This window comes from Desulfosporosinus fructosivorans, from assembly GCF_004766045.1.
In the GTDB taxonomy this organism is placed as follows: Bacteria; Bacillota; Desulfitobacteriia; order Desulfitobacteriales; family Desulfitobacteriaceae; genus Desulfosporosinus; species Desulfosporosinus fructosivorans.
Window position 1 is genome coordinate 322,681 of record NZ_SPQQ01000006.1, and the last position, 18,837, is coordinate 341,517.

Genomic DNA, 18,837 nt, shown 5'->3' on the forward strand with positions numbered 1-18,837 from the left:
GTACTAATATGGAAAAACTTAAGGAGTTAGCATTTTTTGAAGACCTGCTGACTACTCCAAATAACGCGCTGGTTGAGAAGGCTGTAGAGGCCGGAAGAATACCTATTGGTTACAATTGTTTTACTGCTCCCGAACCGTTGTTGTCGGTAGGAAAAGCCTTTGCTGTACGCTTAAGAGCCCCCCAAACTACAAGTACTGAATTGGCTAATTTCTACATGTCTCCATTTACCTGTTCATATTCCAGAAGCATTTTAGAGGCTGCTTTGGATGATCAGTATGATTTTCTGAGAGGCATGGTGTTTGCTGCTTGCTGCGTACAGATTCAGAGAACGAGTCACAATTACAAAATACAAAAGCTCAAAGATAATGATGGGTCATTTGTTCATTATCTGATTGATGTCCCACGCAAAATGTTCGACGGCAATATTGAGCCACTAATCGAGGAGTTTAAAAAAGTAGCAGAGCTAATGTCAACCGCTTATGGTATCGACATAAACGACGACGCTGTCAAAAAGGCTGTGCACGAACATAACGAATTCAACAAAATATTGAAGAAAATCTCCGACCTCAGAAAGCTCGATCATCCGAAAATCACCGGAAGCGAATGGCATACCGTTTATACCGCTTGCAAAGTAGCGCCCAAAGATATGCTGATTGAGCCCTTAAAGAAACTAAAGGTTGCTTTAGATAAACGTCAAGGGCTAAGTTCGGGTGTTCCAAGAATCATGGTTATGGGTTCTATCCTGGACAATTCGGCTTACATCGAACTGATGGAAAGTCAGGGCTGTGTTGTGGTAGCTGACCGCTTTTGTTTTGGCTCCCTGCCAGGGATGGAATTGATATCCGAAGACGGTGATATTTATCGCAATCTAGCTCTCTATTATCTAGAAACTAATGAATGCCCGAGGATGATGGAAAAAACCAATCAACGGATTGAGCATGCGGTGCAGTATGTAGAAGAATACAAAGCCGATGGAATCATCTTCGAAACCATGCAATTCTGCGATGTATGGGGCTATGAAAAACTGACCACCATGAAGGCTTTGGAAGAAAGCGGTATACCTATCGTCAGAATCGAAAGAGAATACGCATTTGCTGGGGAAGGCCAATTGAGAACTAGAGTACAGGCTTTTATCGAGAGTATTGTAAATAAGCAGCTGAATAAACAGTTAGCGGAATAGGAGGGGAAAAGTATGAAAGAATCAATTAAAGTTCTAATCAAGCAAGCCATGAGTAACAAAGATGTCAGAAATCAAATTATAAAACAGCTGAGCAGCGAGGAAACGATTGCTGCAGTGAAAAAGAGACTCACTAAAAAATATAAAGGCAGTTTAAAAGATCAATGGGTTGATTTTAAATATTGGATGAAGGTCTGGCATGTTTGTCTGGGTACAACTAAACCTGATCAGAAAAAAATGCTCAACGCCATGCTTGAGTATCCTTGGATGCTTGATCTTCTCAAAACTACCTCAATGGGCAAGAGATATACAGAAGGTCGTACCGGTATTGCACTAAAAATGACATGGAAAACTGTTCTTCTGCAGGCCGGTGCTACGATTGAACAGTTGCAGAATGTCATTCTGGACCCCGAAAATACCATACTGGCACAGGTCATGGTTCCGACTCAGATTTACAAGGCGATGGGATTGAAGTATTTTATCTGTGAAACGCCTGCTAACACCATGGTTATGATGGATCAGCATTGCCATGAAAAGTATATAGATAATTCTGTAAATAATGGCTTGCCGGATGATACCTGCACCTATGCTTCACAGACTCCGGGGGTAGTTTTGGCCGGAGATCTTCCGAATCCTCATACCGTGATGGTTTGTTCAAATTTACCCTGTGAAGCTGGATTTGCTTCTTATGCCATCATGGAACGCGAGCTGGGTGTGCCTACTTATCGCTTGGATGTTCCTTATAACTTTAGAGAAGAGGGCGCTCGTGAGGCCTATATCAAGGATCTGAAGGGCATGATTGCCTTCCTGGAAGAACATACTGGCCATAAGATTGACTGGGAAAAACTCAAAGAAGAATGTGAAATAGTTAACCAGCTGAATGAAATCGAACTTGAACGTTGGGAAATGAACCGTTCTGAAACCCCACCTCTGTGCAATGATGTACTGTGGTTTCCGCACTTGTGCTTCTTCCAGCTAGATGCCGGTAGAGCGGATGCCCTAGAACTGTTCAAGGAACTGCAAAAATTAGGACGCAGAGCTCATTATTTTAAAGAATGTTCAGTTAAACCGTTGAAATATCGTGCAATATTATGGAATCCGCCTACTTTTGGTTATTCCTACTTCTGGAGTTGGCTGGAACGCTGCTGGGGTATAGGCATTGTGAATGATATGGAAACATTTGGGACACTGAACTTTATTGATACCAGTTCCCCGGACTCTATGTTAGCGGGTCTAGGTGAGCAGTGGTGTAATGCGGCCATGTCCAGACATACCCGTGGACCTGCCGAAAACTGGATGGGTGATCTGGCTAAGGTCAATGAAATGTACCGTCCAGATTTCATTCTTAATTTGAACCATATGGGATGCAGGAGTAGTCTGGGCTTAACTGGAGCTATGATAGATTGGGCCAATGAGAAAGACGTATCTAACTGCATTGTTAATTACAACATGTATGATTCTCGAGTGGTTTCCAGACAGGGCATAAGAGATCAGATTAATAACTTCATGACTAACATTATGCATGCAGAGCCTTTGGATTCGAGTCTCTTAGTTTTTGATGACAGTAATGATTGGTAGATCTTAATACGAGGAGTGGTCTAAGTGACGTCAAATTTTGTATGCGGTTGTGATGTGGGTTCAACTTACGGAAAAGCTTTAATCATGAATCTGGACGGGGATATTCTGGGCAGTTCAATTGTGCGCAGCAAAATTGATCCAGAAGAAACCAGTAACTTGGCGATTGCTGAAGCCATGAAAGGCATCGAAGGTCTGAACAGCACGAAAGATTTTGCTTATCTGATAGGTACGGGTTATGGAAGAAACCGGGTCCCCTTTGCTAACGAAAACATCAGTGAGATCAGTTGTCATGCTATGGGTGTCCATATCACTGACCCTACGATAAAAACCATTATTGATATCGGGGGTCAGGACCTGAAAGGAATCGCTCTGGATGAAAATGGTTCTGTAAAGCATTTTGCGATGAACGATAAGTGTGCAGCAGGTACAGGGCGTTTTTTGGAAAATATGGCCGCTACTTTTGAAATGAGCTTACCTGAATTTTCACAAATGTCTTTAAAGGCAAAGTGTGCTGTTCCCATAACTTCACAATGTACAGTGTTTGCAGAATCGGAAGTAATTAGTCTGGTGGCTCAAAAAAAGAGTCCCGCCGATATTGCAGCAGGCATTCATGTCTCGGTAGCCAAGCGATGTATTACCATGTTAAAAAGTGCTGGAATTAAGCGTGAAGTAACAATGTCTGGGGGATGTGCCAAGAATTTAGGCCTAAAAAGTGCGCTGGAAAAAGTGCTTGGTTTTGAAATAGTGGCGCTTTCTACCGACCCACAGTTAATGGGCGCGCTGGGAGCCTGTGAGTTTGCTCGTAAGAAGGTTTTAGTAGCCAAGGCTAGTAATCAAGCTTCTAGATAACTTATCTCAAGGTATATAGGAAGGAGAAGGATAATTATGCTTAAGAAAATCAATCGCGTATTAGGGGTTGTATTTATCGGTGTTGTGGCGGTTGCGATGTATGATTTGGACGATAAGTTAATGGAAAAGGTGGAGCCCTTATTGATAAAACGAGCTCGGCTAAAGGCTGAGGCAGCTCAAAAAGCATAAACATTGCAAAGTCAGAATTAAAGAGTAATTTTTTAATGAAAGGGCGATGAGGATAATGAAATTAGTAAAAGGAATTAGTAACGTATTAGGTATTGCCTTTACAACTATTGCTGTTATATATTGGTTCGATTTGGACGACATGATGATCGCCAAGTCTGCCCCTATGCTCCAAAAACTGGCTGCAAAAAAGGCTGCAAAGTAACTACTAATTTGTGATATCAAGGGAACCTTGATTTACCTAGGGGATAAGCCGCTGTGATGACGAGTGTTCCGTCACCGACCCACGATTAAGCCGGATATATTCCCAAGTAAATCAAGATCCCAGGGTTTTCGTCAGAAAGAGGAAACCTTATAAGAAGTCAGTATCAAATTTTGTGCAGTTACTGAGAAAACTTAATGCAATTAAGGTTATTAGAAAACGCTACAAAAATATACAAGGGGGGATTGAAATATTTGATCACTATCTTGAACAGGTCGTTGAACTGACCAACGCTAAAGACTTAAGGGCGATCAGTCAATCGTTTGACTATGATGAACAACAAATCTGGCCCAGGGTAGAACGACAGATTATTTTAACGCCTGAAACCGCTCTTGAATTAGGGGCTCCACAGACAGAATCTTTAGCCTTTTTGCTGTGGACGGAAACCCTAGAAGACATCAAGGATGGGCATATCACACTGATCGGCCCTGAACTCAAAGATGCCAACGTAACCCAGGTGCCTTTCGCCAAGATCATCTTGGTCCACGGGCAGGGATTTAATGAAACGAACGCCTATGAACGTTATCAAGCCATGGATGTCTTAAAGTTTAAACTGAATCTCGACGGTTATATGTTGCGTTCCATACCCCAAGAAAATAAAGAATGGAGCCGCGTGAGTCATAGTGCCTTAAAATCAGGCTTCTCTTTAAACATATTGGGCAATGAAATCATCCGGGAATATAAACAGCTCGCTTATGTTGACGCAGTAGAGATAATCTTTATAACTTCTTCGAAAACAGATATCCAAAGGTTTAAACCCATTGGGAAAAAAGTTGCTCAAATCACTCAAGCCATGAAAAAAATCATTGATAACCTTGAATATGATTGTGGGACTTGTGATTTTGGAGATGTGTGCAAAGAAGTCGATGGTTTAAAAGCAATGCATCAAAAAGCAAAACAATGACCACCACGCTTAAGGGAGGTGTGAAAATGGAAAAGAAGACTATGAAGGCATTAGTGTATCATGGACCGAACCAATTTAGCCTAGATGATGTGCCTGTTCCTAGGATTCTTAAACCCACTGATGCCATTGGCAGAGTGACCCTATCCGCTATCTGCACGAGTGATGTTCATATTGTTCATGGTGATATTAAAAATGTTATTACCCCGAAAATTCTTGGTCATGAATTCTGCGTAGAAATAGTCGAAATCGGTTCCGCAGTCACAGGCTTGCAACCGGGAGACCGGGCTCACGTTTTGCCAGGAACTTTTTGTGGGGAATGTGCTTACTGCAAAATGGGTGTAAATATTCTCTGTAAAAATGATGATTCAGGATGCTTCGGGGCCAATGGTCCTGACGGATGCCAGGCAGAATACATCCGTATTCCACTTGCATCAGATTTCTGTATAAAAATCCCTGAAGGACTGAAAGAAGAAGATGTCATTTTACTCGGCGATATGCTAGCAACTGCTTGGTTTGGGGTTAAGAATGCAAGAGTTCGAGAGGGACAATCCGTAGCGGTCATAGGTGTTGGACCAGTAGGATTGTGCGCATGTTTGTTAGCGAAAAAAGTATTTGGAGCCAAGCAAGTAATTGCAATTGATATTTTGCAATACAGAGTGGAGCTTGCCTTAACGGAAGGTATCGCAGACGTTGGGATTAATCCTCATACTGAAGATTTAAGGAGTAAAATCATGCAAGCCACCGGTGGGGGTGTCGATGCCATTATAGAAACAGTTGGAATATCTGAAACCCTTAATATGGCTTTTGCTTTCACTAAACCTGGTGGGATTGTTTCAACGGTGGCTATTTTTGCCGAACCAGTTGAACTCCCTATGCAGGAAATTGTATATAAGAATTTGGAGTTTAGATCTGGTATTCAGTCATGTGAAGGGGTAGCAGAAATGTTGCAGATGATTCAAGATGGCAAGATAAGTACCAAGTTTATGCAAACCCACAGGGCGCCGCTGAATGCTATCTCAAAAGGGTATGACATCTTTGGCAACAAAAAAGAGGGTTGCGTTAAATGGCTTGTTACCCCTTATGAAGAGTAACCTTCCATAGGGTCAGCTTGGGAACCTATGATGCAAAATTCAAATCGAGGGAGGTTAACCAAATACAATGTCAAATATCATTGCCTGTTATAAATGGGTATTAGATGAAGCAGATATCAAGATTAATCCAGACCAGTCCATAGACACCAATAAAGCTAAAGGAAAAATAAGCGACTATGACAAAAATGCAATAGAGGCAGTCGTGCAGGCCGCAAAAACACTGGGGGGAAAAGCTGTAGGGTTGACTTTCGGTAATGCCAAAACTAAACAAAGCTTAAAGGACGCCCTGTCAAGGGGACTGGAAGAAGGGTACTGGATAAACTCAGAACAAGCGGTAACAGCAGATGGAGCAGTAACGGCTAAGGTCTTGGCAGCAGCAATAAAAAAAATTGGTGATGTTAGTCTTGTAGTCTGTGCAGAAGGCGCCAGTGATACCTATGCTAGGCAAACAGCACCTAGGGTTGGTGCGGCACTGGACTTACCCGTGGTAAGCTCGGTCTGCAAAATGGAGATTAAAGGGAATACCTTAATTGCTCAAAGGAAACTTTATGACTGCCTAGAGACAGTAAAGGTGGAACTCCCAGCGGTCGTGTCCGTACTACCTGAAACCTGTGTCCCAACTATACCAGGCCTTAAAGCAGTGATGGCTGCAGGAAAAAAACCAATTACTGAATACAAGGGTGAGGACCTAGGGGTAGATTTTACTACCAAAACAAAAGTAACAGAAGTCAAAGGCTATGTCATGAATAGAAAAAACATCATCCTTAATGGAGGACAAGTTGCTGACCAAGTAAATGAATTGGCAACGTTCTTAAGAAAGGAAGGTGTTCTCTAATGGCTGGCATCTACGTTTTTAGTGATAAATTAGACATCGCAGCTGAAATAATCAGCTTTGCAAAGCAAACTGGCAAAGAGGTCTTTGCACTCACCTTTACTGAAGAAGCTGCTGCAGAACTAGCTCAACACGGCTCAAACAAAGTCTATCTGCTCAAAGGAGTCAGCCCAATCGTCGAAAATTACAGTAAATCGATTGCAGAATTTATTACCAAAGAAGGCGCCGAGCTCTTTGTAGTGGGTGCAACTGCCCGGGGCAGAGATATAGCGGCCAGAGTAGCGGGATATCTCGACTGCGGAATGGTCAGTGATGTTTCATCGCTAAGCTATACAGACGGAATACTTGTATGCGAGAGAATGTTATACGGTGGTGCGGTTGTGCAAAGTGAAGTGCTGACTGGTTTAAGCGTCGTAACGGTGCCAGCGGGAAAATTTGAAGTATGCGAAGGTAAATCAGAAATAGTAACTGTTAACCTTGAGGCAGATACCAGAGTCAGCCTCGTGGCAAGGACCCCTATCATCAAAGGTGGAGTAGAACTTAATGGGGCTGATAAAATCGTGTGTGTCGGACTGGGTCTCGATAAAGAAGAAGATCTTCAGATGGCAAGAGAGCTAGCAACTGTTTTAGATGCAGAACTCGGGTGTAGTCGTGGTATTGCTGAGGAAAGACAATGGTTGCCGGTAGAACAATACATTGGCATTTCGGGTGCAGTCATACAACCACAGCTATATCTATCCATGGGAGTATCGGGGCAGATACAGCATATGTTTGGGATCCGGGATTCAAAAATCATTGTGGCGATAGACTCCAATGAAAAGGCCCCAATCTTTAGATCGGCAGACTATGGAATAGTGGGGGATATGTATGAAATTATTCCTCTCTTGACTGAAACTCTGCGAAATATGTAAATACGCTCCATCTTGATAGAGGATGCTTACATAAAAACAAAGGGGGTGAGAACACGAGCGAAACAGAAAAATTTGACGCGATCATTATTGGAGCAGGACCAGCAGGATCAGCGTGCGCCTACACCCTGGCTAAAGCAGGCAAAGCAGTCTTAGTGATTGAAAGGGCAGACACTCCAGGACTTAAGAATGTGACCGGGGGAAGATTTTATACCTATGCCTTAGAAATGGTAGAGAAAGGTCTAACGCTAGAAGCGCCCCTGGAGAGAAAAGTAACCCACGAACAAATTATGCTGCTGGGGGACAAGCGAGCGATTAGCATTGATTACCATGACACTTCATTTAATGAAGAGGGAAAAGTAGCTCAGTCATACACTGTTTTAAGATCTGCGTTTGATGAATGGTTTGCCGGAAAAGCTGAGGAATTGGGAGCTATAGTAGCCTGCGGCATCAAAGTAGATGATCTTATAACAAAGAACGGAAAAATAGTTGGTGTTATAGCCGGTGAAGATGAGATGTATGCCGACGTGGTAGTGGCAGCAGACGGCGTCAACGCCTTTATAGCTCAAAAGGCAGGGCTTATTGGGGACATTGAAGGACATGCCGTGGGTGTGGGCATAAAAGAAGTCATTGAGCTCCCTGCAAAAATTATTGAGGAACGATTTATCTTATCAAAAGATGAAGGGGCAGCCCGTATGATCCTTGGCTGTACGGAAGGAATTCATGGCGGGGGCTTTCTGTATACGAACAGTGATAGTCTATCTTTAGGGTGTGTTCTCACACCGCAAGAAGTGGTCAACCACGGAAAATCTGTTCATGCCATATTCCAGGACATGAAGATGCACCCGACAATATATCCCTTGATTGAGGGTGGAGAGACTGTGGAATACGAGGCACACTTGGTAAGTGAATTGGGTTATCGAGGTATTCCTAAAAAGCTATATAGAGACGGTTTTCTCATCATTGGGGAATCTGCTGGATTTGTCATTAACACAGGCTACTCAATTCGGGGAATCGACCTTGCCATTTTATCTGGTATTGCTGCGGCTAAAGCCATCATAGCCACAAATGATCCAGCTATGGTCGGACAAACCTATATGAATCAACTGGAGATGACGAAGCTGATAGCATCCATGAAAGCGGTCGACGGGTACTTTGATATGCTAGAAATACCGAGGATATTTTCCGCCTATCCAAAACTAGCGACGGATGTCTTTGGACAGCTTTATCGGATGGAGGGTGAAGTTCCGATAAGCATGAAGAAAGAAGTCCTGAGGCTAATCAAGGCAAACGGACTCTCTATTTGGCAGCTGATGAAAGACGGTTTCAAGGGGGTTAGATCAATATGAACATTAAAGTAGTAGACCCACCTGAACTCTTGGGGCTGAACAAGTTCAATATTGATGAAGAAGAACCTCATATCCTTTTGGATAAAACAATCTGCGAAACGTGTAAAGAAAAACCCTGTCTGGTGGTGTGTCCCGCGGTCCTATACAAGCTGGGTAAAAACGGTGAGATTATGTTTGATTATGCAGGGTGTCTAGAATGCGGTACATGTCGGTTGATGTGCAAAAACAAAGGTATCATCAAATGGGAATATCCACGGGGGACATTTGGGGTTAGTTTTCGCTCCAGTTAGATATTGTGTCAATGATCTGACTTAGTTGTGAAGCAAGGTCAGGTTCAACGAACTAAAGAACGGGCAAGGTCCGCCGAAATATGTAGGATCTACTCAATAAATAAGGGGGATTTCAGATGTGGTATATGAACGAAGAAAGACAACTCATGCTTAATGTAGCAAGGGATTTCGTGGAGAAAGAAGTTAAGCCTGTCGCAATGCAGATAGATCGAACAAGTGAGTTTCCTATGAAACTATTCAAGAGAGCCGGTGAGTTAGGCTTGCTGGGGGTTACAGTGTCGGAGGAATACGGTGGACTGGGAGGAGATCAGACCACTCTAGCCTTAATCATGGAAGAGATTGCCAAGAGTTTGCCGGTCCTCACAGTAGCCATGGGAGCCCATAGCTTACTGGCGGGAGGCCTTCTAGATATGCTGGGTACACCTCAACAAAAGAATAAATATCTAGCACCAGCAGCAAGTGGCGAAATTATTTTGGCCTGTGGTTCCACAGAAGCTGTTGGTGGGTCCAACCAAATTGAATTCACGACTCGTGCGGTATTGGAAGGCGACGAATGGGTATTGAACGGTGGAAAGGTCTTAATTAGTAACATTGGGGTTGCGGATGTATATGTCGTCCTGGCGATAACAGCCGAAAAAATAGATCCTGTAACTAGAGGGGGCTTCAGCGCTTTTATAATTGAGGCAAATACACCCGGCTTGAATGTGGGTAAAGCGGAACACAAGCTCGGATGGCATGGATCAGCGACTGGTAGCATCTCGTTCAAGAATTGTCACCTCCCCAAAGAAAGCCTTCTGGGACCCTTGGGCGGATGTATGCAGGCAATGTTTGTTAGCGCAACAGCTGAATTTTTGAGTTGCGGTCCCGTGAGCCTAGGCGTAGCAGAAGGTGCGTACGAGATGGCTCTGAAGTATAGCATGGAGAGGGAGCAATGCGGTCAAAGTATGTTCGATAGATTTCAGGTCACCAGACATAAGCTGGTTAAAATGTATACAGAAATCGAATCCCTACGGTCGTTGGTATACAGTACCTATGCCAATAGAGACCAAGGTGAACTTTGCCTGGCAACCGGTCGTATGCTTAAAATCAAGGGTGCTGAAGTATCAGAATATGTTAGCAGAGAAGCGATTCAATTATTTGGTGGAGTAGGTACCGTCGTTGACACGGGTGTGGAGCGTTTCTGGCGCGATGCAAAGGTTATGGCAATCGGTGGAGCTTCAGTGGAGGCTCTTATGGATAACATAGCCACATTAATTAAGAACAAGATGGTTTAATTGAATATATCTTGTTAAATAAAAATAGAAAGGGGGATATAAATATGAACGATTATAAGGGAAAAGTTGTAGTCATTACCGGGGCTGCCAATGGAATCGGTAAAGAACTAGCCCGTCAGTATGCCGCCAAAGGGGCAAAACTCTCACTAGCTGATATTGATGTTGAAAACCTATCAGGCCTGGAAAAAGACCTAAAAGCAAGCGGAGTAGAAGTAAGCACTGCTATGTTTGATGTGACGAATTACGGAGCTATGGAAGCCTTTGCGCAGAGAACGTTTGCTACCTATGGCACGGTTGATTTCTTCTTCAATAACGCGGGGGTTATTTCCGTTGGTTCCATTTGGGATCAGCCTTTACAGGATTGGAAATGGTTAATGGATGTGAATGTCATGGGGATTGTACATGGCATAAAGGCTTTTGTACCTGCCATGATTAAGCAGGACAAAGAGTGTCGGATCATCAATACTGCTTCTATCGCTGGACTATTAACGGTGGAAAACTCTCCCGCATACGTAGCTAGTAAGTTTGCATCATTATCGCTTACAGAAGTGCTGGAATTGCAACTCCAGGATGCCGGATCTAAAGTGAAAGCTCATGTGATTTGCCCTGCGGTGGTGGCCACTGACCTGAATAATTGCCTACGTCACCGTGCCAAGGAGCTTTATAATCCCGAAGATCCCTATTATCAAACGGAAGACTACAAGAAAAGAGATGCGGTCGTGCAGTCGTCGATGAAACTTGGACTGCCGGTGGAAAAAGCCGTCGAGATCATTATCGAAGGGATTGAAAATGATCAGTTCTATATTCTAACCCACCCAGTCTATAACCTCGCCATTGTAGCAAGGGCAAATGGTATTGTGGAAGGAATAAGGCCGGCTAAGGTAAAGAGGTAAGCATATCCAACGCGTAGCATCGACAAATTATTACTATATATAAAATAAGAGGAGTGATTGTCAATGTATCCATATGAAAAGAAGTACGATCATGTCGTGAAAATTGAGAAAGAAAATCAAATCGCTACGATTACCTTTGATAGCCCGGAAAACCTCAATAGACTTTCCGAACAAGTGATAGATGAGTTCGGAGCAGCCTTAGATAATGCCCAATGGGATCATGACATTCGAGCCATTATTCTCAGAGGTACAGGAGATATATCGTTTGGCCCTGGGGATATAGAAATCATTAAAACCAAACTAGCCAAAAATCTCGCGCTTGGCCGTGAAATTATGTATGAAATAGCCAATCTAATTAAGAAAATGTATACTATCTCTAAACCCATTATCGGGCTTGCTGAAGCGGGTTGCCTAGGAGGAGGGTGTAATTTACTCCTGTCCAGCGATATCGTGATAGCATCAGAAAAAGCCTACTTCCACGAGCTGTTTGTGAATTATGCCCTTACACCTGACACGGGTGGACTGTGGGCACTGCAAAGACTCGTTGGTCCCATGAAAGCGAAAGCTATTACAATGTGTGGGGAACCGGTAGGCGCCCAGCTGGCACTTGAGATGGGGATGGTTTATAAAGTTGTTCCCGCCGACAAGGCCTATGAGGAAGCTTATGCCCTGGCCAAAGTAATCACTTCAAAGTCCCCGGTTGGGATCAACCACATTAAGCAAATTTCTAATCGTTTACACGATTATTCTATGGACACTTATTTCCAAGTTGAAGGAGATTACCTTACCCTAGGTGCACTCAGTGAAGACTTCAAAGAAACCAACCTCGCAGCAATGCAAAAACGCGCTCCCCAGTATAAAGGCTACTAATTCGACCTTATTAGTCCAACCAGCAACCTTCTGATTAAAGGCGATAAGCGGTCATATGTTGGGGGATATTACATTAATGAATGAATTAAAACTCTTTATAAAAAACAATCTTAATAATCCAGAGGCGATCAGAGAACTTTATCTATCAAATCAAGGTTATTATGACGAGCTAATAAGGAAAAATAAATCAAAATTATGTTTATTAAAGTTTATGTATCCTCAATACTATAGGGCTTTAAGACAAGGTGGAATCTTGTCTTAAATGAGCATGAGGCATGATTATGTTAATTAAGCCGTGTCAAAATAAATACAGCTGGGTAACATCATAGTTTCCCAGCTGTATTTATCTTTGCTGGCGCTTAGATGACAGCCAGCAGATGAAATTAACTATTAACTTCTTTCCCTATCTCATTGCCTAGAGAATATGCTTGGCCAATTTGTTTTCCTATACCATAGTAATTTCTACTATCTAAGGCAAATATTAAAGGCTTTATTTGTTCTATAATTGGCTCTCCTTTTTCTTGTATGGTATCATCAATTTTAGCATCCATGACCTCACCAATAAACTGGGTGTGTAGGCCCAGTTCAATAACTTGGATAATCTTACACTCCAAATTAACTGGAAATTCACTTATGTAAGGGGCATCAAGAATATCACTTTTAACTGGTGTAAGACCAGTTTTAGCAAATTTATCTTCATTCTTTCCAGATACCATGCCAAAATAATCGGCTTCTCTAACATATTTTTCTGAAGGAATATTAATTGTGAAAGCTTTTTTGGACATAAGGTTACCATGAGTATAAGTGGCTTTACGTAGTGAGATCGCGACGCAAGGCGGAGATGAGCAGCAAATACCTCCCCAAGCAGCGGTCATGGCATTTGGATTGCCTTCATTATCATAGGTACATACAACCAACACCGGTGTAGGATAAACCAAAGTTTTAGGACCCAAACTTTTTTTCATATATTTCACCTCTTAAATTATTGGCCTAGTCTAAATTTTATCCACATTATCCCCTAATATACCATGGATTGGCATGTGAATCACCCCGGAAAATTAAAAAGTAAGGTAATTAAAGCCCCGCCTATTGCTATAATTGGTTATAATGCATTATTAGCCTTAGTAAGGCCGAAGAAAGTATAATAGGAGATGAGTACCCTTATTAAGGGTAGGATATCCAGTATGATCGATAACTTCTGATTAAGCAGTTAGGGTCGGATAGCAATAAAGGGAGGGTTTCAGTTGAAACAAGATGCAATAATAGGTGGAGTAATGGGAGTTGTTATAGGTGATGCTTTAGGATTGCCTGTCCAGTTTATGACGAAAACAGAAATAAAGAAAAACCCAATCACAGATATGACCGGAGGAGGTGCTTTCGGTCTTGAACCGGGTGCTTGGTCTGATGATAGTTCTCTAACGTTATGTCTAGTTGAAAGTCTGTCTGAGGTAGGTTATAATCCTGCAGATATTGCTCGGCGCTTTGTGAAGTGGTATCAAGATGGCTATATGACCCCGTTGGGTGAATCCTTTGATATAGGCGGTACTACATCAATAGCCATGAAGAGATTAATCAATGGGGTTGCTCCCTTTAAAGCGGGTCCTACTGATGCAGAGAGTAATGGGAATGGAAGTCTGATGCGAATTCTCCCAGCAACCCTATTTTTCGCCCATGAATCCGATTACACTATGATTCAAAGGATTTCTGAGGTTTCCAAGATTACGCACGGCCATGCGCGTAGTCAATTAGCGTGTAGTTTGTATTCTCTGTTCGTGAAGGAATTACTAAAAGGGAGTAGTCCCCAAGAAGCTTATGACACTATGCGACTGAAATCTCAAACTGTGTTTTTTGTCGACCGCAATATAGGCAAGCAGTTAAGTCATTTTAAGCGTATTATTAGTGGTGAACTTCCCGATCTTCCTGAGAGTGAGATAAAATCTGGGGGCTATGTGGTTGAATCCTTGGAAGCGGCTCTCTGGAGCTTTCTCACAACATCGTCCTTTGAGGACGCAGTGCTCACAGCAGTAAATTTAGGTTGGGATACTGATACAGTGGGAGCAATTACGGGTAGTATGGCTGGCGTTTATTATGGGTTTTCGAATATCCCCGATCATTGGCTGAAAAAACTATTAGACTATGAAAAAATATTGAGTATAACTAATCAATTTTCAGAACGGGTACTACAACAGAGGTGAACATTTGAGTTCGCTGGGAAACATCACAGTAAGGCCGCCGAAAAATCGGTGGTCTTTTCTCATTCTCTCCTGCCGCATTAAAAATTGTTAGGGCCTTTTTTTATTTGTATGACAGATTTCCCCTAATTTCGCAAGAATATTATGAGATGATGGGAACTGGCATTAAGGGTTAGGTGATATTTACTAGTTTAGCCTCTATTATTTAGCATTATTTGCGACCTTTTGGGGGGCAATTTTTATAATGCTTGGTTTAAAACGCAGTAAGTAGAAAAAGGTGTAGTATCAGTCATTAAGTCATTAAGAAAGAATGAAAGATAGAATGACTGAAAGTACGTAAGTAAGAAAGAGAGAGAGAACTAAGAAATGAAGCACAAGAAAATCATTATTTATTTATTATCCGCAACACTGGCGTTCACTCTGGTAAGTCTTGGCATTCCAGAAACAGTAACTGCTGCAGAGCAACCTGTGATCACAGCAGCTGTTACTAAAGCAAATCCCTTGACAGGTATTAAAAAGTTAGAAAAAGCTAAAGTTAGCGCTGTGATTCTTGGGGACTCAATTGCTGTTAGTCAAGGGGTTTCAAATCCCTTAAAGAATGGATGGACTAAAGAGCTTAAAACATCTTTATTCAAGAAGTATTCAAATAACATAGTGTGGGACAACAAAGCTTCATCTGGAACAACTATCGATTATTGCTTACAGAGAGCAACAGAGATAAAAAGTACTACAGACGCAGTATTTATTTGTGTAGGAAGAAACGATAGAAATATTTACACGCCTAAACAGTTCAGTAAAAAATATGCACAGTTAATCCGTGTCATTAAACGTAAAGCTCCTGACGCAGATATATTCTGCATTGTTGAACCTCCTATGGTTTCTGAAGACGAATCTTTATTTTTGGGTATCAGGACAGCAATTATGGAAGTATCTGATAAGACTGAGTCAAACTTATTGGATTTGTGGAGTATATTTCCGAGAGAGCAAATAACCTTGGATGGATTATTGTCGGATGGACTTCATCCAAATACAAGGGGATATAAGCTAATTTCGAACTATATGTATAAGCGATTAGTTAGGGTGATAAACGCAGCCTAATAGAACGGCTTGAATGACTTTTGGAAAAGCTACTATATCAAAAAACAGGAAAGTAAAAGGCGCTTTTGAAGAATGACCTTTACGTCGGTATATTCTTAGTTTATACTATATAAAAGCAAATATAATTGGGTTTGTAAAAATCAACAAAAGGGATCGGTATTTTTGTAATAAATTACAAAGATACCGATCCCTTTTCCTTTTATTAATAAAAAGCCAGTACGTAGCTCTGCCGTGACAAAGTAGAATAAGAATCTCTGAGCATGATTCGTGCTTCATGACCAATTAGGTTAAGAACTTTTCTATATTTTAGTTGCTCTCGGCGATTTATAGAAAACAGAGGGGCGTGTTAGTCGGAGGCTGGGGATCGGGGCGGTGAGCCGTAATAGTTGGTTCTGGGGAATATCAAGTAGTTCTTTAAGCTGTAGGGCGCCTGTAAGACAGGCTTGAACACAGTAGGGAGGCATTCCGTGTTCTAATCGCTCATAGCAAAGCTGGCATTTAGTAGCTTTATTAGTCTGGGGATTGATTTGTGGAGCGCCAAAGGGACAAGAGGCGATACAGGATTTACATCCTATACATTTTTCAGAAAGATGCATTACTATACCATCGCGACGTTTTGAATAGGCCCCAGTTGGACAAACTCGCAGACACTCAGGATCACCACAGTGATTGCAAGCAGTGGATAGATGAAATTGCTGAATAGTGTCCGCAGATTGTTTCTCCACCTTTCGGATCCGTCGGTATCCGGTAGGAGAAGTGAGTTGATTATAATTTCGGCAGGTTTTGGCACAGGCTCCACAGCCGAGACAACGATTTGTATCAAGCAAGAAGCCTAATTGTTTGACCATTTTAAGAATGCACACTCCCATTGGTATTATTGTTTTCTTAAGTTCACAAATGTTTCATTGAGCGCAAATCCTGGGGCTCCTAGACTAAGATGTCCCATATCTGTCAAGGGTGTTCCAAGCAAGCGATTAAGCGGAGAATTATTCCTGACACCTTCTTGGTATATAATTACAAGATCTGTTGATATGCCGAATTCTGGGTGGATAACTACATCTAAATGGCCACATTCGTTCCAAATTTGAGCTCGGTCTCCGGCTACTAAATCATAACGCTGGGCCAGTTCTGGAGCAAGGTGCAATATGAAATCAGTTATGGGAGCATCTAAGCTATAACCTTGAGAGTTAATAGTAGAGTAGTGATGTGGAGTCAAAAGACGTAGCAGGGCAGCGGATGAAGGCTTAAGAGGTGGTACAAAAACAGGAAGAGGTGGAAGGTTGGCGTTAGCGGCTTGGATGGAGAAAAATTCGAAGCGCCCAGAAGGAGTTGAAAAATTCCGGTTTTCCCAAGCCGTTCTAGGGAACTTTGCCCGCACCGGACCTTTTAGAATAGCCTCTGGTTTCTCTAGACTTAGAATAGCCAACATTTCGGGACCGAGTTCACGCAAGAGGGTATCCTTCTCCTTGCCCGATGTAGGGAACGAACAGCTTCCGGGCACAAGTTTATTCAACTGAGAGGAAACATCCCAAGCAATCTGTAAGTCGGAGCGGCATTCACCAAGCGGAAGAATTGCCGGTTCGTTGACCCCAACCCAATAATGCCAATAGCCTGCATTAATATCCCAGTGTTCATAATGGGTCGTTACGGGAAGAAAAAGATCAGCTACTTCGGAGGAGGCGGAATGAAAGAGGTCGCTAACGACAATCAAATCTAATTGTTTGATCAGTTTTTTCCAAAGGTGTAGATTTCCATCTTGGGATAAAGGGTTTCTTCCAGATATCCAGAGCATTTTAACGGGAGGGTTAGTACAGTTTAGCGCTTCTTCTGAAAATTTATTAATATTTATTAGCCGGTCTATCTGTTTTAGTGGTTTAGGTGGGTTTTGTAAGGCTTTGGAAAAACGCCAGGTTTCGAATTGAGCGTATTGGACCCCGCCTCCTTGTTCGCCAAGGTGTCCAGCAAGTGCTCCTAAGGCATCTATAGCGCGCAGGGTTTGTCCCCCATTGGTATAACGCTGTAAGCCAAAACCTGCCCAGATACAAGCCGGGTGTGTTTGACCATATTCTACGGCAAGTTCTCGCAGGGTCGAAATAGGAACTCCTGTAATTTGAGAACATTGATCCAGGGAAATTTCAGTTTCGAGATAGTGGATGAATTCTTCGTGCCCTAAAGTATAGTTACTAAGCTTGGGATCTATAAGGTTTTCTTCTAGGAGAATCTTAGCAATTCCTAAAGCGAGAAGTCCATCGGTTCCCGGGCGTACTTGAACAAACTGATGCGATCGCGCGGCTGTAGCGCTAAAGTGCGTATCGAGACAGACGACCTTTGCACCTTGGTCGATGGCATCGAAAATAATCGGCATTTGATGGGTGGCTGTCCAAGCTGGGTTAACTCCCCAGAGCCATATTAGCTTAGCCTTAGCCATATCCAGCGGATCCGAACAAAAGAACGTGCCAAAGTCTAAAGTTTGAGCATCGACTCCTGCTGACCAACACGGGGACCCGATCGCTCTAGTGGTTGCCCCGATGCCCGTGAATAGACCATCCACAGCATTGTGTAAAATACCGAAATTTCCAGAGTACTTGTTCAAGGCAATTGGTAAGGCGGTTCCATACTGCTCTTTAAGGTCAAGGATTTTCTCGGCGATAAGGGTTAATGCCTCATCCCACGAAATGCGTTCCCAAAAACCGCTATAGCGACTTCTCTGGCGCATAGGGTAACGGATACGCTGAGGACTATAAACCTTTTTTACATCATCGAGAGCTTTTGGGCAGAGTTTTCCCAAGGTGTATTCGTGATTGGGGTTTCCTTCCACAGAGATCAGGACTCCCTTGCGAGTGGTGCTTACAATGCTACATGTATCATAGCAGTTACGAGGGCAAATATGCTGATGAAGCTCCATATTCTAACATTCCCATCTGTGCCATGTCTATTTGAGAATTATTCGTTAGGGTTTACTGAAACACCTTTAAGTATGAGTGAAGTAGTGAACTGAACTTTTATCAGCTAAAGCTGAGGCGCCTAAACTTTAGGTGGGGAATTATCCCTACTGAAGTGTACTAGAAAGCCATATATGAAGT

19 protein-coding genes and 1 pseudogene are annotated in these 18,837 nt (G+C 42.6%); 17 read left to right on the forward strand and 3 right to left on the reverse strand.

All coding sequences use genetic code 11. The features are described from left to right. Positions 1-8: 8 nt before the first annotated feature. The 15 genes and pseudogenes from E4K67_RS18185 to E4K67_RS18245 all read left to right on the forward strand — a co-directional run bounded on the left by E4K67_RS18185 (position 9) and on the right by E4K67_RS18245 (position 12,726). Positions 9-1,181: a 2-hydroxyacyl-CoA dehydratase subunit D gene (locus E4K67_RS18185; RefSeq protein ID WP_135549231.1), complete on the forward strand. Its 1,173-nt coding sequence runs from the start codon at positions 9-11 to the stop codon at positions 1,179-1,181. A gap of 12 nt (positions 1,182-1,193) precedes the next feature. Further along, positions 1,194-2,756, forward strand: coding sequence for a 2-hydroxyacyl-CoA dehydratase family protein (locus E4K67_RS18190; RefSeq protein WP_135549233.1), 1,563 nt, complete (start codon positions 1,194-1,196; stop codon positions 2,754-2,756). Positions 2,757-2,780: 24 nt separating this feature from the next. Further along, on the forward strand, positions 2,781-3,605 hold the full coding sequence (locus tag E4K67_RS18195; protein WP_274594894.1) for an acyl-CoA dehydratase activase: 825 nt from the start codon (positions 2,781-2,783) through the stop codon (positions 3,603-3,605). A 36-nt stretch (positions 3,606-3,641) separates the two neighbouring features. Continuing rightward, complete coding sequence (locus E4K67_RS29830) at positions 3,642-3,794, forward strand: hypothetical protein (protein ID WP_158408519.1); 153 nt, start codon at positions 3,642-3,644, stop codon at positions 3,792-3,794. A 55-nt stretch (positions 3,795-3,849) separates the two neighbouring features. After that, positions 3,850-3,996 carry a hypothetical protein gene (locus E4K67_RS29835; protein ID WP_206752213.1) on the forward strand — a complete coding sequence of 49 codons (147 nt, stop codon included), beginning with the start codon at positions 3,850-3,852 and terminating at the stop codon, positions 3,994-3,996. A gap of 172 nt (positions 3,997-4,168) precedes the next feature. Then, the gene (locus tag E4K67_RS18200) at positions 4,169-4,957 is read left to right on the forward strand and encodes a hypothetical protein (RefSeq protein WP_158408521.1); all 789 of its coding nucleotides are present in this window, start codon (positions 4,169-4,171) and stop codon (positions 4,955-4,957) included. 26 nt (positions 4,958-4,983) lie between these two features. Continuing rightward, a complete protein-coding gene (locus tag E4K67_RS18205; RefSeq protein ID WP_135549237.1) occupies positions 4,984-6,048 on the forward strand; it encodes a zinc-binding dehydrogenase in 1,065 nt (354 codons plus the stop codon). Positions 6,049-6,115: 67 nt separating this feature from the next. After that, entirely contained in the window at positions 6,116-6,883 is a 768-nt protein-coding gene (locus E4K67_RS18210; protein ID WP_135549239.1) for an electron transfer flavoprotein subunit beta/FixA family protein, read from the forward strand. Beyond that, positions 6,883-7,791 carry an electron transfer flavoprotein subunit alpha/FixB family protein gene (locus tag E4K67_RS18215; protein WP_135549241.1) on the forward strand — a complete coding sequence of 303 codons (909 nt, stop codon included), beginning with the start codon at positions 6,883-6,885 and terminating at the stop codon, positions 7,789-7,791. The genes E4K67_RS18210 and E4K67_RS18215 overlap by 1 nt, the downstream gene beginning before the upstream one ends. A 77-nt stretch (positions 7,792-7,868) precedes the next feature. After that, positions 7,869-9,137 (forward strand): annotated as a pseudogene (locus E4K67_RS18220) (FAD-dependent oxidoreductase); the annotation flags it as partial. After that, complete coding sequence (locus E4K67_RS18225; protein ID WP_135549245.1) at positions 9,134-9,427, forward strand: ferredoxin family protein; 294 nt, start codon at positions 9,134-9,136, stop codon at positions 9,425-9,427. The pseudogene E4K67_RS18220 and the gene E4K67_RS18225, both read left to right, overlap by 4 nt. 116 nt (positions 9,428-9,543) lie before the next feature. Continuing rightward, positions 9,544-10,701, forward strand: coding sequence for an acyl-CoA dehydrogenase family protein (locus tag E4K67_RS18230; protein WP_135549247.1), 1,158 nt, complete (start codon positions 9,544-9,546; stop codon positions 10,699-10,701). A gap of 44 nt (positions 10,702-10,745) precedes the next feature. Then, positions 10,746-11,594, forward strand: a complete 849-nt coding sequence (locus E4K67_RS18235) for an SDR family NAD(P)-dependent oxidoreductase (RefSeq protein ID WP_135549249.1) — start codon at positions 10,746-10,748, stop codon at positions 11,592-11,594. Positions 11,595-11,657: 63 nt separating this feature from the next. After that, positions 11,658-12,464: an enoyl-CoA hydratase/isomerase family protein gene (locus E4K67_RS18240; protein WP_135549250.1), complete on the forward strand. Its 807-nt coding sequence runs from the start codon at positions 11,658-11,660 to the stop codon at positions 12,462-12,464. 76 nt (positions 12,465-12,540) lie between these two features. Then, positions 12,541-12,726, forward strand: a complete 186-nt coding sequence (locus tag E4K67_RS18245) for a hypothetical protein (RefSeq protein WP_135549252.1) — start codon at positions 12,541-12,543, stop codon at positions 12,724-12,726. Positions 12,727-12,847: 121 nt separating this feature from the next. On the opposite strand, the gene E4K67_RS18250 is transcribed toward E4K67_RS18245, so the two are convergent. Continuing rightward, positions 12,848-13,429 carry a flavin reductase family protein gene (locus tag E4K67_RS18250; RefSeq protein ID WP_135549254.1) on the reverse strand — a complete coding sequence of 194 codons (582 nt, stop codon included), beginning with the start codon at positions 13,427-13,429 and terminating at the stop codon, positions 12,848-12,850. Positions 13,430-13,708: 279 nt separating this feature from the next. Between E4K67_RS18250 and E4K67_RS18255 the strand changes: the two genes are divergently transcribed. Both E4K67_RS18255 and E4K67_RS18260 read left to right on the forward strand, forming a co-directional pair. Continuing rightward, entirely contained in the window at positions 13,709-14,659 is a 951-nt protein-coding gene (locus E4K67_RS18255) for an ADP-ribosylglycohydrolase family protein (RefSeq protein WP_243454534.1), read from the forward strand. A gap of 363 nt (positions 14,660-15,022) precedes the next feature. Then, a complete protein-coding gene (locus E4K67_RS18260; protein WP_135549256.1) occupies positions 15,023-15,754 on the forward strand; it encodes an SGNH/GDSL hydrolase family protein in 732 nt (243 codons plus the stop codon). Positions 15,755-16,053: 299 nt separating this feature from the next. On the opposite strand, the gene E4K67_RS18265 is transcribed toward E4K67_RS18260, so the two are convergent. Both E4K67_RS18265 and E4K67_RS18270 read right to left on the reverse strand, forming a co-directional pair. After that, a complete protein-coding gene (locus E4K67_RS18265; protein WP_135549258.1) occupies positions 16,054-16,602 on the reverse strand; it encodes a 4Fe-4S dicluster domain-containing protein in 549 nt (182 codons plus the stop codon). Positions 16,603-16,628: 26 nt separating this feature from the next. Further along, positions 16,629-18,659, reverse strand: coding sequence for a molybdopterin-dependent oxidoreductase (locus tag E4K67_RS18270; protein ID WP_135549260.1), 2,031 nt, complete (start codon positions 18,657-18,659; stop codon positions 16,629-16,631). Positions 18,660-18,837: the final 178 nt, after the last annotated feature.

Excerpts from the sequence above, each read along its gene's own strand:
- E4K67_RS18185 (WP_135549231.1), top strand. The coding sequence starts at position 9 with ATGGAAAAACTTAAGGAGTTAGCATTTTTTGAAGACCTGCTGACTACT.
- E4K67_RS18190 (WP_135549233.1), top strand. The coding sequence starts at position 1,194 with ATGAAAGAATCAATTAAAGTTCTAATCAAGCAAGCCATGAGTAACAAA.
- E4K67_RS29830 (WP_158408519.1), top strand. The coding sequence starts at position 3,642 with ATGCTTAAGAAAATCAATCGCGTATTAGGGGTTGTATTTATCGGTGTT.
- E4K67_RS29835 (WP_206752213.1), top strand. The coding sequence starts at position 3,850 with ATGAAATTAGTAAAAGGAATTAGTAACGTATTAGGTATTGCCTTTACA.
- E4K67_RS18205 (WP_135549237.1), top strand. The coding sequence starts at position 4,984 with ATGGAAAAGAAGACTATGAAGGCATTAGTGTATCATGGACCGAACCAA.
- E4K67_RS18210 (WP_135549239.1), top strand. The coding sequence starts at position 6,116 with ATGTCAAATATCATTGCCTGTTATAAATGGGTATTAGATGAAGCAGAT.
- E4K67_RS18215 (WP_135549241.1), top strand. The coding sequence starts at position 6,883 with ATGGCTGGCATCTACGTTTTTAGTGATAAATTAGACATCGCAGCTGAA.
- E4K67_RS18225 (WP_135549245.1), top strand. The coding sequence starts at position 9,134 with ATGAACATTAAAGTAGTAGACCCACCTGAACTCTTGGGGCTGAACAAG.
- E4K67_RS18230 (WP_135549247.1), top strand. The coding sequence starts at position 9,544 with ATGTGGTATATGAACGAAGAAAGACAACTCATGCTTAATGTAGCAAGG.
- E4K67_RS18235 (WP_135549249.1), top strand. The coding sequence starts at position 10,746 with ATGAACGATTATAAGGGAAAAGTTGTAGTCATTACCGGGGCTGCCAAT.
- E4K67_RS18240 (WP_135549250.1), top strand. The coding sequence starts at position 11,658 with ATGTATCCATATGAAAAGAAGTACGATCATGTCGTGAAAATTGAGAAA.
- E4K67_RS18245 (WP_135549252.1), top strand. The coding sequence starts at position 12,541 with ATGAATGAATTAAAACTCTTTATAAAAAACAATCTTAATAATCCAGAG.
- E4K67_RS18250 (WP_135549254.1), bottom strand. The coding sequence starts at position 13,429 with ATGAAAAAAAGTTTGGGTCCTAAAACTTTGGTTTATCCTACACCGGTG.
- E4K67_RS18260 (WP_135549256.1), top strand. The coding sequence starts at position 15,023 with ATGAAGCACAAGAAAATCATTATTTATTTATTATCCGCAACACTGGCG.
- E4K67_RS18265 (WP_135549258.1), bottom strand. The coding sequence starts at position 16,602 with ATGGTCAAACAATTAGGCTTCTTGCTTGATACAAATCGTTGTCTCGGC.
- E4K67_RS18270 (WP_135549260.1), bottom strand. The coding sequence starts at position 18,659 with ATGGAGCTTCATCAGCATATTTGCCCTCGTAACTGCTATGATACATGT.